At 70.7% G+C, this 12,416-nt stretch carries 11 protein-coding genes; 8 read left to right on the plus strand and 3 right to left on the minus strand.

The genetic code is table 11. The annotated features are described in order from the left end of the window. Nucleotides 1–21: 21 nt before the first annotated feature. Nucleotides 22–924: a helix-turn-helix transcriptional regulator gene (locus tag ACIQCJ_RS32200; RefSeq protein WP_355335562.1), complete on the minus strand. Its 903-nt coding sequence runs from the start codon at nt 922–924 to the stop codon at nt 22–24. Between the two features lie 162 nt (nt 925–1,086). Further along, complete coding sequence (locus ACIQCJ_RS32205; RefSeq protein ID WP_355335565.1) at nt 1,087–1,323, minus strand: DUF397 domain-containing protein; 237 nt, start codon at nt 1,321–1,323, stop codon at nt 1,087–1,089. 373 nt (nt 1,324–1,696) lie between these two features. Between ACIQCJ_RS32205 and ACIQCJ_RS32210 the strand changes: the two genes are divergently transcribed. The 4 genes from ACIQCJ_RS32210 (at nt 1,697) to ACIQCJ_RS32225 (ending at nt 6,280) form a co-directional block, all read left to right on the plus strand. Beyond that, entirely contained in the window at nt 1,697–3,775 is a 2,079-nt protein-coding gene (locus ACIQCJ_RS32210) for a GTP-binding protein (protein WP_402713335.1), read from the plus strand. A gap of 272 nt (nt 3,776–4,047) precedes the next feature. Further along, entirely contained in the window at nt 4,048–4,902 is an 855-nt protein-coding gene (locus ACIQCJ_RS32215; RefSeq protein ID WP_402713337.1) for an LmeA family phospholipid-binding protein, read from the plus strand. A gap of 132 nt (nt 4,903–5,034) precedes the next feature. Continuing rightward, entirely contained in the window at nt 5,035–5,688 is a 654-nt protein-coding gene (locus ACIQCJ_RS32220; protein WP_355335572.1) for a hypothetical protein, read from the plus strand. 97 nt (nt 5,689–5,785) lie between these two features. Beyond that, nucleotides 5,786–6,280, plus strand: coding sequence for a DUF1269 domain-containing protein (locus tag ACIQCJ_RS32225; RefSeq protein WP_355335575.1), 495 nt, complete (start codon nt 5,786–5,788; stop codon nt 6,278–6,280). A gap of 27 nt (nt 6,281–6,307) precedes the next feature. Here ACIQCJ_RS32225 and ligD read toward each other — a convergent pair whose 3' ends face one another. Next, nucleotides 6,308–7,198, minus strand: a complete 891-nt coding sequence (gene ligD / locus ACIQCJ_RS32230) for a non-homologous end-joining DNA ligase (protein WP_402713339.1) — start codon at nt 7,196–7,198, stop codon at nt 6,308–6,310. 38 nt (nt 7,199–7,236) lie between these two features. Between ligD and ACIQCJ_RS32235 the strand changes: the two genes are divergently transcribed. The 4 genes from ACIQCJ_RS32235 to ACIQCJ_RS32250 all read left to right on the plus strand — a co-directional run bounded on the left by ACIQCJ_RS32235 (nt 7,237) and on the right by ACIQCJ_RS32250 (nt 12,403). Next, nucleotides 7,237–8,424: a Ku protein gene (locus ACIQCJ_RS32235; RefSeq protein WP_402713341.1), complete on the plus strand. Its 1,188-nt coding sequence runs from the start codon at nt 7,237–7,239 to the stop codon at nt 8,422–8,424. 226 nt (nt 8,425–8,650) lie between these two features. Then, nucleotides 8,651–9,670: a LacI family DNA-binding transcriptional regulator gene (locus ACIQCJ_RS32240; protein WP_355335582.1), complete on the plus strand. Its 1,020-nt coding sequence runs from the start codon at nt 8,651–8,653 to the stop codon at nt 9,668–9,670. A 400-nt stretch (nt 9,671–10,070) separates the two neighbouring features. After that, nucleotides 10,071–11,435 carry an ABC transporter substrate-binding protein gene (locus tag ACIQCJ_RS32245; RefSeq protein ID WP_402713343.1) on the plus strand — a complete coding sequence of 455 codons (1,365 nt, stop codon included), beginning with the start codon at nt 10,071–10,073 and terminating at the stop codon, nt 11,433–11,435. Continuing rightward, nucleotides 11,432–12,403, plus strand: a complete 972-nt coding sequence (locus tag ACIQCJ_RS32250) for an ABC transporter permease subunit (protein ID WP_391051199.1) — start codon at nt 11,432–11,434, stop codon at nt 12,401–12,403. The genes ACIQCJ_RS32245 and ACIQCJ_RS32250 overlap by 4 nt, the downstream gene beginning before the upstream one ends. Nucleotides 12,404–12,416 lie beyond the last annotated feature (13 nt).

A 12,416-nucleotide genomic window follows, 5' to 3' on the forward strand; every position in this document is an offset into this window, starting at 1 on the left:
GCGTCGTTCTCGGGGGCCGCTCTACTTGTAGCGCTTCAGCGCCTCTTCCAGCAGCACGCGGCTCTCCACCGGCGTCGCCGCCAGCGCGCTCAACTCATCGAGCGCGGCACGGTACTTGTCCAGCTCTTCCAGCCGGTCCAGGTACATCGCGCTCGTCATGTGCTCCAGATAGACCACGTCGGGCAGGAAGCCCTGGGCGAACCGCAGATACGTGACCGCGGAGCCGGGCGTCGCCGCCGCGCTCGCCGACCAGGAGGCGATCTGGAGCCGCACACCGGGCTGGCGCAGCACCACCAGCAGATACTCCAACTGCTCGCGCATCACCGCGGGACCGCCGACCGGGCGGTGCAGCACGCCCTCGTCGATCAGCGCCCACAGCACGGGAGCGCCGGGCTCCGCCATCCTGCGCTGGCGTTCCAGCCGCAACTCCACGCGCCGCTCGACCTCTTCGGGCGAGGCGAGCCGGTGGCCGCTGCGCACGACCGCCTGCGCGTACGAGGGCGTCTGGAGCAGGCCGGGCACGAACTGCGTCTCGTACGTACGGATCACGTGGGCGTCGCGCTCCAGACCGATCAGGCCCTGGAGCCAGTCGGGTACGACCTCGCCGTACGGCTGCCACCATTCGGGCTTGGCCGAGCGCTGGACCAGGAAGGCGATCTCCGCCCGTTCCTGCTCCGCGACGCCGTAGAGCGCGAGGAGGTCGTCGACGTCCCTTAACTTGAGGGAGACGTGCGCCGTCTCCATGCGGCTGATCTTCGAGGCGTGGCCACGGATACGCTCTCCGGCCTGTGCCGGGCTGACCCCGGCGGCCTCGCGCAGGGCACGCAGATAGTTGCCGAGCACACGTGCCAACGCCTTGGCGCCCATGTCCGGGCGGCGCTCCAGCAGTTGCAGCGGTGATACGAGTTGCGGCTGAGCGGACATGCGGGCTCCCGGTAGAAACTGGACGCACGCCAGTATTGCACTGCGAGGCGCGCTGTCGCGCCCCTACCGGAGTCACGAATTCCCGACTTCACGCCGTCGCGCTCAGCCGTCAACTGTTCTTGTCGTCATTCACTCAGACGGACGCGCCTGAGCGTAACCGCCTCACGCGGTGAGGAAGTCGAAGTCCCCGTCCTTGGCGCCACCGATGAAGGCGACCATCTCGTCGTGCGTGTAGACGAGCGCGGGACCGTGCGGGTCACGGGAGTTGCGGAACGCAACGCCGCCATCAGGCAGTTTGGCGGCCTCGACGCAGTTGCCGCTCTGATTGCTCCGCCCGCTCTTGACCCACTCGACACCCGGGATCTCGTCCGCCCGCACTCCGTTGTCGAACTGCTTCATCCGGCACCACTCCTCTGTGAGTTGTACTCGATCGCTCGCAGTCACAAGCATGCCCGCGACCGCAACTGCGGATGCAATTCCAGATGCAATTGCATCCAAAGTCGTCCCGCTGATGATACTGACAACGGAGGTGTGATCGAGACTCCTGAGCCCCACCAGTACGTGAAGAAACGGCGGAGGACGAGGCACGGACGCCCTCGTACGCGGACAAAACCGGTTGTCCGTCGCGTACCGGCTCTGCTGTACTCCCGACGACAGTCCAACGGCCCCCGTACGACCGGACCGGCCGACCGTACCCAGGAGATGATCATGCGCGGAACTTCAGTCCCCACCCAGACGGCACCTCCCACCGATCTAGAGGACTTGAAGCTTCTTGCGTACGTTGAACCTCGGCATCCTGGCGCACGTCGACGCTGGTAAGACCAGCCTGACCGAGCGGCTGCTGTTCGCCGCCGGAGTCATCGACGAGGTCGGCAGCGTCGACGACGGCAGCACGCGGACCGACACCCTGGCGCTGGAGCGCCGACGCGGCATCACCATCAAATCGGCCGTCGTCTCCTTCGAGGTCGACGACGTCACCGTCAATCTCATCGACACCCCCGGCCACCCGGACTTCATCGCCGAGGTGGAGCGCGTGCTGAGCGTGCTCGACGGCGCGGTGCTGGTGATCTCCGCGGTCGAGGGCGTGCAGGCGCAGACCCGCGTCCTGATGCGGACGCTGCGACGACTGCGCATCCCCGTCCTGATCTTCGTCAACAAGACCGACCGCCGCGGCGCCCGCTGCGACGAGGTGCTGCGGAGCGTCCGGGGCAAGCTCGCGCCAACGGCCTTCCCGATGGGCCGGGTTGAGGAATCCGGCACGCGGGGCGCGCGCAGCGTGCCGTTCACCGCCGCCGACCCGGACTTCGTCGCCGGTCTGGCCGGCCTGCTCGCCGAGCACGACGACGCGTTCCTCGCCGACTACGTGGCCGACGAGTCCGCGGTCTCGTACGGCCGGGTGCGCGCCGAGTTGGCGGCGCAGACCGCGCGCGGACAGGTGCATCCGGTCTTCTTCGGTTCCGCGATCACCGGCGCGGGCGTCGCCGCGCTGACGGCCGGTCTCACCGAACTGCTGCCCGCGGCGGCCGGTGACGTCCACGGCCCGGTCTCGGGGCGGGTGTTCAAGATCGAGCGCGGACCGACCGGTGAACGGACCGCGTACGTAAGGCTGTTCTGCGGGACGGTACGCACGCGGGACCGGCTGCCGTTCGGCCCGGACTCCGCGGTGGGCAGCGAGAAGGGGCACAGGGACAACGGTGCCGACGGTCCCGACGGGGCCGCGTCGGCCGGCGAGGCCAAGGTCACCGGCATCAGCGTCTTCGAGCGGGGCGCCGCCGTGCCCGCCGCGTCCGTCTCGGCCGGGCGGATCGCGCTGCTCAAGGGCCTGGCCGACATCAGGATCGGTGACACGGTCGGCGATCCGGGCGCCGCTCCCCCGGACGGCCGGCACTTCTCGCCGCCGACGCTGGAGACGGTGGTCGTTCCCACCCGCGCGGGCGACAGGGGGACGCTGCATGTGGCGCTCGCCCAACTCGCCGAGCAGGACCCGCTGATCAATCTGCGGCTGGACGGAGTGCGGCAGGAGATCTCGGTCTCGCTCTACGGCGAGGTGCAGAAGGAGGTCGTCCAGGCCACGCTGGCCGACGAGTTCGGGGTCGATGTCACCTTCCGCGAGACCACGACGATCTGCGTCGAGCGCGTGGTGGGTTCCGGGGAGGCCGTCGAGTTCAACAAGAAGGACGCCAATCCGTTCCTCGCGACGGTCGGGCTGCGCGTCGAGCCCGCGCCGCCGGGGTCAGGGGTGGCGTTCCGCCTCGGGGTCGAACTCGGCTCCATGCCCTACTCGTTCTTCAAGGCCGTCGAGGAGACCGTGCGCGAGACGCTGCGCCAGGGCGTCCACGGCTGGGAGGTGATCGACTGCGTCGTGACGATGACGCACTCCGGCTACTCGCCCCGGCAGAGCCACGCGCACGCCGTGTTCGACAAGAGCATGTCCAGTACGTCGGGCGACTTCCGCAATCTGACGCCGCTGGTGCTGATGGACGCGCTGCGCGGGGCCGGGACCAGGGTGCACGAGCCGATGCACCTCTTCCGGCTCGACGTCCCCGCCGACACCTTCGGTGCGCTGCTGCCCGTCCTGTCCCGGCTCCGCGCCGTACCGCGCGCACCCGAGCCGCACGGCGACTCGTACATCCTGGAAGGCGTGGTGCCGGCCGCGCGGGTGCATGAACTGGAGCAGTCGCTGCCGACGCTCACGCACGGCGAGGGCGTCCTGGAGTCGGCCTTCGACCACTACGAGCCGGTGGTCGGCGCGGTGCCGGAGCGGCCCCGGTCCGACCTCGACCCGCTGAACCGCAAGGACTACCTGTTGCAGGTGCGGCGCCGGGTGAGCGCGGGCCGGGAGGAGGCATGAGGCGTGTCCCGGGCGCGGCGGGGCGCGGGACGGGTACGGCGGGGCGCGGGACGGGTACGGCGGCGGGTCATGACCGCGGGCGCGTCCGGGACGGCCCGGCAGGCGGCGCCGACGATTCGGGCGGGCCCGTAGGCTGAGACCGGCGGAGCCGCCGACCGGCAGGCGCGGCACGATGGATCGGCCACGGGTCCGGCCCGGCCGCCGCCCGCCCCGCACCCGCCGCACCCGCACCCGCACCCGCACCCGCACCATCGGATCGGACACCGCGCATCGTGAAGCCCCGCCCGGCACGTCGTACCGCCACGCCCGACCGCGCGTCGGCACGTCCGCCCGGACGTACGGCGGCGGCCAGCGCGTCCGGCGTGGAGCCCGGCGGGGAATCCGGTGCCGGCCGGCGGTCGGCGCCGCGCCGCAGGCGGCTCGTCGTCACGGCCGTCGTGGCCGCGCTGCTCACCGGCGCCGCGACCGCCGTCGACCTGGCCGTCGAGCACACCGCGCGCGGCCGTATCGCCGAGGCGGTGGCCTGCCGCCTGAAGCCCACGGGGCCGGTGACCGCCGAGCTGACCAGCGCCTTCGCCGGGCTCCGGGTGCTCACGGGGAATCTCGGCAGCGCGCACATCGCCGCCGACGGTGTGCGCAGGGGCGACACCGAGGTGAATGTGGCGGTCGACCTGCACGACGTGTCGACCGACGGCACGACCAGCGGCGGCACGGCGACCGCGACCATCGCCTACGCCGAGTTGCAGAAGCGGCTGGCCGCGCGGGACGGCAAGGTCGCGGGGCTGGCCGTGGGCGGCGACGGCGGCGGGCTCGTACTCACCGGCAGCATCGGCGGTCTGCGCCTGCCCATCACCGTGCACACCCGGGTCACGACCGGGAAGGACGGTCTCACGGTCACCCCGACCACCGTCCGCGTGCTCGGCCGGGACGTCGCCGTCGCCGATCTGGCGTCGCTGCCCGGCGGCGGCGATCTGGCCGGGCGGCTGGGCCCGCGCACCGTGGCCCTCCCCGAACTGCCCGACGGCGTACGGCTGACCGGCGCGCGCACCGACGGTACGGGGCTCGCGCTCTCCCTGGAGCTCGCGCGGGGCGCGGCGGGCAAGGACAAGGACGCCGCCTGCGCGTGAGCGCCTCGGTGCTCAGTGCGCCAGCGCCACGACGCCGGGCGGGACCGCGCCTCGTGAGCCGCCCACGACACGTATCCGGCGCACGGAAAATGCCTCGCGGGGCGGCCTGGTCCGCGCGGTACGGTGCCTGGCATGCCGGAAACCGCTGACCACACGACCGGGCCCGTCACGGCCGACGACCTCGACCGCTCCGTCCAGCTCGCCGTCGCCGCGCTGCGCGAGGCGCCCGCGTCGGCGTGGGAGGACCGCAAGGCCGGGTCGCTGGAGTGGGACTGCTGGGAGACGGTGGAGCACCTGGCCGACGACCTGTTCGCGTACGCGGCCCAACTGGGCCCGAGGCAGCCCCCGTTGAGCACGGACGTGCCCTTCTCCTGGTCGCCGCGCCGGCCGGGCGGCCCGCCCAACGCCATCCACGCGGACCGGAAGGCGGGCCCGGAGGGCCTGTTGCAGGTGCTGGAGGCGACCGGCGCGCTGCTGGTGGCCATGGCGCGTACGGCGTCGCCCGAGGTCCGCGCCCACCACAGCTACGGCGTCTCCGACCCCGAGGGCTTCGCCGCGATGGGCATCGTGGAGACCCTGGTCCACACCTACGACCTGGCGGCCGGGCTCGACCTCGCCTGGAATCCGCCCGCCGATGTGTGCGCGAGGGCGCTGGCCCGGCTGTTCCCGCACGTCCCGCTGACCGCGGACCCCTGGTCCACCCTGCTGTGGGCCACCGGCCGGATCGACCTCCCGGACCACCCGCGCGTCACGTCCTGGCGCTGGTACGGCGCGCCCCGGCCGTAACCCGCCGCCCCGTACCCGGCGGCGCCTCTCCCCCTGCCCGAACCCCGAAACGGACATATCGTGCATCCTGTCGCCCCACGCCACTAGGAGGCCCGTGATGTCCGAACTCATCGTGATCGGTTACGAGGACCCGACCGTCGCCAAAGACGCCTACACCGCCGTGCAGAATCTCCAGAACGACTACGTGGTCAATCTGACCGGTCTGGCCATCGTCTCGGTGGACGAGGAGGGCAAGACGCACGTCGACACCCCGAGCAAGATCGTCGGCGTGTCCGCCGCGTCGGGCGCGCTGTGGGGCATGGTCTTCGGCATCCTCTTCCTCGTCCCCGGCCTGGGCCTGCTCATGGGCGCCGCGATGGGCGGGCTGCTCGGCAAGCTGGGCAAGTCCGGGATCGACGACCAGTTCCGCGGCCAGGTGCAGGCGCTGCTCACGCCGGGCACGACCGCGGTCGTGATCATGGCCTCGAAGATCACCGAGGACAAGTTCGCCGACGCCATGCAGGCCTACGGCGGCACGCTGCTCAAGACCTCGCTCTCGGACGAGGACGAGGAGGAGCTGTCGGAGCACCTGGCGGGCGCCCAGCAGAAGTGACACCGCCCCGCGCGGCCCCGCCTCCGTTCAGTGCGGCGGCAGCGGGGCCGCGCGGGCGGGGTCGAGGAGCGGCGCGAGCAGGTCGCCCTCGACGCTGAGCCGCGCGGGCAGGTCGGCCAGGGTGAAGGTGAGGTCGTCCGGGGTGTGCGCGGCGGCGATCTCCGGCCAGGACAGCGGCGCGGAGACGGTCGGCGTCGGGCGGGCGCGGACGGTGTACGGGGCCGCGGTGGTCTTGTTCCCCGAATTCTGCGACCAGTCGATGAAGACCCGGCAGGAGCGCGCGGCCTTCGTCATCCGGGAGATCACCCGGTCCGGGTGCCGGGCCTCCAGTTCCTGCGCGACCCGTTTGGCGTAGGCGGTCGCCGTCGCCGGGGTCGCGTCCCGCAGCGCGGCGAGCAGGTGCAGGCCCTTGGAGCCGCTGGTCTTGGCCCAGATCTCGATGCCGTCCTCCGCCAGCCGTTCCCTGAGCAGCAGTGCCACCCGGCAGCAGTCCACGACCGTGCAGCCGTCGCCGGGGTCGAGGTCGAGGACCAGCCGGTCGGCGACGCCGGGCTCGTCGGCGCGCCACTGCGGGGTGTGCAGTTCGACGCAGGCCAGATTGGCCGCCCACATCAGCGTCGGCAGGTCGTTGACCTGGACCTGCTCCATGAATTCGCCGCTGCGCCTGACGGACTGCGAGACGGTCACCCAGTCGGGCGTACCGGCGGGCGGCCGTTTCTGGAAGAAACGCTTGCCGTCCACACCGTCCGGGGTGCGGACGAAGCTGACGGGACGGCCGCTGACGTACGGCAGCAGGCCGGTGGCGACGCTCGCGTAGTAGTGCAGCAGCTCGCCCTTGGTGGTGCCGGTCTCCGGCCAGAGCACCCGTTCGAGGTGGCTGACCTTGATCCGACGACCCTCGACTTCCGTGATCGGCATATCATAAAGGTCCCATAGCCTGACAAAAAGGACTCGCTATGCGCAGTGTCTGGTCGGGGAATCTGGCCTTCGGGCTGGTTTCCATACCCGTGAAGCTCGGTTCCGCCGTGTCCAGCCACAAGATCAGCTTCCGGCAGGTCCACCTCACCGACCAGGGCCGGGTGCGGTACCAGAAGACCTGTGAGCTGGACGAGGAGGTCCTGACCGCCGCCGACATCGGCCGCGCGTACGAGACGCCGGACGAGCAGCTGGTCGAGATCACCGACGCCGATCTCAGGGCGCTGCCGCTGCCGACCGCGAAGACCATCGAGGTGAGCGGTTTCCTCGACGCGGCCTCCGTCGACGCGATGCAGCTCGACACCCCGTACTTCCTGGCCCCCGCCTCCCCCGCCGCGAACAAGCCGTATGTGCTGATGCGGGAGGCGCTGGCGCGCGCGGGCAAGGCCGCGGTCGGCAAATTCGCCATGCGCAACTCCGAGCATCTGGCGCTGATCCGCGCCCACGACGACGTCCTGCTGCTCCAGACCCTGCGCTGGCCCGACGAGTTGAACTCCCCCGCGGAGGCCGCCCCCAAGGGCAGTGTCAGCATCAGCGATTCGGAGCTGAAGCTCGCCGACACCCTCATCTCGGCCCTCGGCGAGGCGGATCTGACGAGCTATCACGACGAGTACGCGCAGGCCGTGGAGGCGCTGGTCACCGCGAAGCTGGAAGGTTCCGAGCTTCCGGCGGCCGAACAGGCCGGACCGGGCAAGGTGGTCGACCTGATGGCCGCGCTGCGCGCGTCGGTGGAACAGGCGAAGGGCGGGCGCGGCGAGGGCGCGGGGTCGGGCACCTCGGGTGCCTCCGGTGCGTCCGGCGCCTCCGGCGCTTCCGCTACGGACGAGGCGGCGGACGGCGACGACCGCACCGGGCACGCCAGCGTCACCGAGCTGAAGTCGTCCCGCAGGTCCGGCGCGAAGAAGACGGCGGCCGGGAAGAAGGCGACCGCCTCGAAGTCGAGCGGTACGCGATCGGGCGGCACGGGGTCGGGCGGCACGCGATCGAGCGGTACGCGGTCGGCCGGGGCGAAGTCCGCGAGCGCCAAGTCGGCGGGGACGAAGTCGACGGCGTCGAAGACGGCCGCCGCGAAGGGCGGCACCTCGAAGGCGGGCGCGCGGAAGACGGCGGCCACGAAGAAGACCGCCGCCGCGAAGAAGACGGCCGCCTCCCGGCGGAAGGCGGGCTGATCCGCCGCCGGAGCGCGAACCCCGTCCCCGGTCGGCCCCTGATCCGCCCTCCGTCCGCGAGGCGCGCCCGGACCCGGCCTCCCGCGCGGCCCCGCGCCTCCGGACGGCCCCGCGCGCCTCCGTACGGCCTCGCTCCCCTGCCCGCATGATCTTCCTCTGCGCAAGTCGCGTCATTTTCTTGCGTTACTGATCTTTGTTTTTGCGCACCATCCTGTAGATTGCCTCTGTGACGAAACGACTCTCCCAAGTGGCCAGGTTCGCGGGTGTCAGCGAGGCGACGGTCAGCCGTGTGCTGAACGGCAGCCCTGACGTGGCGCAGTCGACGCGGGACTCCGTGCTCACCGCACTGGACGTCTTCGGGTTCGAGCGGCCCGCGCGGATGCGCAGCGCGCGGGCGCCGCTGGTCGGCCTTGTCGTCCCTGACCTGCAAAATCCCATCTTCCCGGCGTTCACCGAGGCGCTGGCGGGGGCGCTGAACAAGCGGGGGCTGATCCCGGTGCTGTGCACCAGGACCGCGGACGGCGTCTCGGAGGCGCACTACATCCAGATGCTGCTGGAGCAGAACATCGAGGGGATCATCTTCGTCGGCGCGAGCTACGCGGACGCAGGCCCGGAGCACGGGCGGGACCTGCGCGAGCGCCAGGTGCCGATCGTGCTGATCAACGCGGCGGACGAGAACCGGCAGATATCCCAGGTCTCGGTGGACGACGCGGCGGCCTCCGAGCAGGCGCTGACGCATCTGACGGGGCTGGGCCACGAGCGGATCGGCCTGGTGCTCGGACCGGTGGGGCATGTCCCCTCGGCCCGCAAACTCGCAGGTTACGCGGCTTTCTGGGAGCAGCGGGGGCTGTCGCCCGCGGACTGGCGGCCCCTGGTGGCGCACGCGATGTTCTCGATGGAGGGCGGGGCGACGGCGATGCCCCGGCTGTTCGCGGAGGGGGTCACCGCGGTGGTGTGCGCGAGTGACGCGCTCGCGCTCGGCGCGATCCGGGCGGCCCGGCGGCACGGGATGAAAGTCCCGGACGATCTGTCGGTGATCGGTTTCGACGACTCGCTGTACATGGTGGCGACCGACCCGCCGCTGACCACCTCGCGCCAGCCGGTGCAGGCGATGGCCGCCGCGGCCATCGCGTCGCTCGTCACACAGATCGACGGCCACGCGGTCACCGACGAGGTGATGCTCTTCGAACCGGAGCTGATCGTGCGCGGCTCCACCCGGATGCGCAAGGTCGTGAAAAGCGGCTGACCTGCACCGTCGTCCGTAGGGCGACGGCTTTCCGACTCCGCGCGAGGGCGGGGCGCCAGGACCGGTTCACGGTCCCGGAGCCCCGCCCTCCGCGTATGCGCTCGCGCCCTCTGCCGGTCCCGCGCCGACCCGCGTCCGGCGACGGGCGGACGCGTACCGCCGCCCGTCCGGACACCCCGGCCGGCCCGCGTGTCGATGACACTGCGTTACGGGCACAAATCCTCCGGATTACTTTCTTGCGCGGATTGATTGACATCTTGCGTGACCCGATCCTACTGTCGGCGCCAACGCCAGGCGGCCGGACGTCCTGGTAACCCCGCCGTTACGCAAGCGGACGCAAGCGCACTCGCCCCTCGGGACGGGTACGTCCGCTGCCGTTTCCCAGGAAGGTCCGATCCCCATGGACGGCTCCAGAACCCGCCCCGCCCTCGGCGTCACCGCCATCGCCATCTCGCTGGTCCTCGGCGTCACCGCATGCGGCGGCGGCTCGTCCCACTCCTCCGGGGCGGACAAGAACGGCGTGGTCACGATCAGCGTGAACGGGCTGCCTCCGGCCACCCAGACCGTCGACCGGAAGAACTTCGAGGACGACATCAAAGCCTTCGAAGCGAGCCACCCGAAGATCAGGATCGACGCCCGTGAGGGTCTGATGGACCCGAAGACCTTCGCCGCGAAGCTCGCGGGCGGGCAGTTGGAGGACGTCTACTACGTCTACTTCACCGATCCCGCGGGGCTCATCCAGCGCCACCAGGCCGCCGACATCACCGCGCAGCTCAAGGACTTCCCCGCCCTGAACGACGTGCGGCCGGAATTGCAGAGCGTCTTCAAGGACGCGGGCGGCAAGGTCTACGGCCTGCCCACCGGCAACTACTCGCTCGGACTGGTCTACAACCGGGCGCTGTTCACCAAGGCCGGGCTCGACCCGGACAAGCCGCCGACCACGTGGGACGAGGTCCGCGCCGACGCCAAGAAGATCAGCGCGCTCGGCGACGGCACCACCGGCTACGCCGAGTTCAGCAAGAACAACCAGGGCGGCTGGCACCTCACCTCGTGGATCTACTCCGAGGGCGGCGACGTCGCGGTGAAGGACGGCGGCGCCTGGAAGGCCGCGTTCAACAGCGACGCGGGCCGCAAGGCGCTCCAGACGCTGCACGACATGCGCTGGACCGACCGGTCGATGGGCACCAGGCAGCTCCTGGAGATCCCCGACGTGCAGAAGATGATGGGCGCGGGCAAGCTCGGGATGTACATGGCGGGCCCGGACAACATCCCCACGATCGTCAAGCAGTTCGAGCGGAAGTACGACGACTACGGGCTGGCCGCGCTGCCCGGCACCGCGACGCTCGGCGGCGGTGACGGCTTCATGTTCAACCCGAAGGACAGCCCGGCGAAGATCAAGGCCGGTCTCACCTGGATCCAGTGGAAGTACCTCGACCCGGACCGCGAGGAGGAGATCACCAAGAAGTCGGCGGGCACCGACATACCGATCGGCCTGCCGCAGCCGAACCTGTGGAGCGGGGCCGGCCAGGCGAAGGTCGACGCGGCGCACAAGAAGTACGCGAACGTGCCGCAGAAGAACTACCAGCCCTTCGTGGACCGCAGCGGCGAGGTCGCGGTGAAGGTCGAGCCGCCGAACGCCCAGCAGATCTACACCGTGCTCGACGGTGTCATGCAGGCGGTGCTCACCAAGAAGGACGCGAACATCGACCAGCTTCTCAGCGACGCCGAGAAGAAGGTCAACACCATCCTGGCCACGGTCAAGTGACAGCCGAACCGCTGACGTCGGCCCGCGCCGCCACCGCGCGGACGCCGAAGGCGCCTGCCGGGGCGGGGCGGTCCGGCCGGTCCCGCCCCTCGCGGGACCGGCTGCGCCGGGCCGTCGTCGACAACCTGGTGGCGTATCTCTTCCTGGTCGCGGGCGTCGCCGCCTTCGCGGTGTTCTCCTGGTACCCGATCGTCCGCGGTGTGCTGCTCAGCTTCCAGCAGGTCAACTACGCGGAACCGGCGCGGTGGGTGGGCCTGGACAACTTCCACCGCCTGTTCGCCGACCCGCTGTTCGTCACCGCGTGGCGCAACACCGCGTACTTCAGCCTGCTGGCCCTGGTCTTCGGCTTCGCGGCGCCGTTCGTGACCGCGATCGTGCTCAATGAACTGCGGCACGGCAAGGCGTACTTGCGGATGACGGTCTATCTGCCGGTGATGCTGCCGCCGATCGTCACGATGCTGCTGTGGCGCTGGTTCTACGATCCGGGGCCCGGCCTGTTCAACAACGTGCTGCGGATCGCGCACCTGCCCGCGCAGTCGTGGCTGGAGTCGCAGAATCTATCGATGATCTCGCTGGTCCTGGTCTCCACCTGGGCCAACATGGGCACCACCACGCTGATCTACCTCGCGGCGCTCGGCGGTGTGCCGGGCGAGCTGTACGAGGCCGCCGAGCTGGACGGCGCGACGGTACGGCAGCGGCTGTGGCATGTGACGATCCCTCAGATGCGGTTCATCCTGATGATCACGCTGCTGCTCCAGGTGATCGGCACCATGCAGGTGTTCATCGAGCCGTTCGTGCTGACCGGCGGCGGACCCGACGACGCGACCGTGACCGTACTGCTCCTGTTGTACCGCTACGCGTTCGTCTACAACGACTTCGGCCTGGCCAGCGCGATGAGCACGGTGCTCTTCGTGGTGCTGGGGATCTTCGCCGGGGTGTACCTGCGGCTGACCCGCAGCAAGGGCTGAGAGGGGAACGACC

This window comes from Streptomyces sp. NPDC093221, from assembly GCF_044753885.1.
Lineage (GTDB): Bacteria > Actinomycetota > Actinomycetes > Streptomycetales > Streptomycetaceae > Actinacidiphila.

Bases quoted from the DNA above. Each gene is read 5' to 3' on its own strand.
- ACIQCJ_RS32200 (WP_355335562.1), bottom strand. From the start codon at position 924: ATGTCCGCTCAGCCGCAACTCGTATCACCGCTGCAACTGCTGGAGCGC.
- ACIQCJ_RS32205 (WP_355335565.1), bottom strand. From the start codon at position 1,323: ATGAAGCAGTTCGACAACGGAGTGCGGGCGGACGAGATCCCGGGTGTC.
- ACIQCJ_RS32220 (WP_355335572.1), top strand. From the start codon at position 5,035: ATGCCGGAAACCGCTGACCACACGACCGGGCCCGTCACGGCCGACGAC.
- ACIQCJ_RS32225 (WP_355335575.1), top strand. From the start codon at position 5,786: ATGTCCGAACTCATCGTGATCGGTTACGAGGACCCGACCGTCGCCAAA.
- ligD (WP_402713339.1), bottom strand. From the start codon at position 7,198: ATGCCGATCACGGAAGTCGAGGGTCGTCGGATCAAGGTCAGCCACCTC.
- ACIQCJ_RS32235 (WP_402713341.1), top strand. From the start codon at position 7,237: ATGCGCAGTGTCTGGTCGGGGAATCTGGCCTTCGGGCTGGTTTCCATA.
- ACIQCJ_RS32245 (WP_402713343.1), top strand. From the start codon at position 10,071: ATGGACGGCTCCAGAACCCGCCCCGCCCTCGGCGTCACCGCCATCGCC.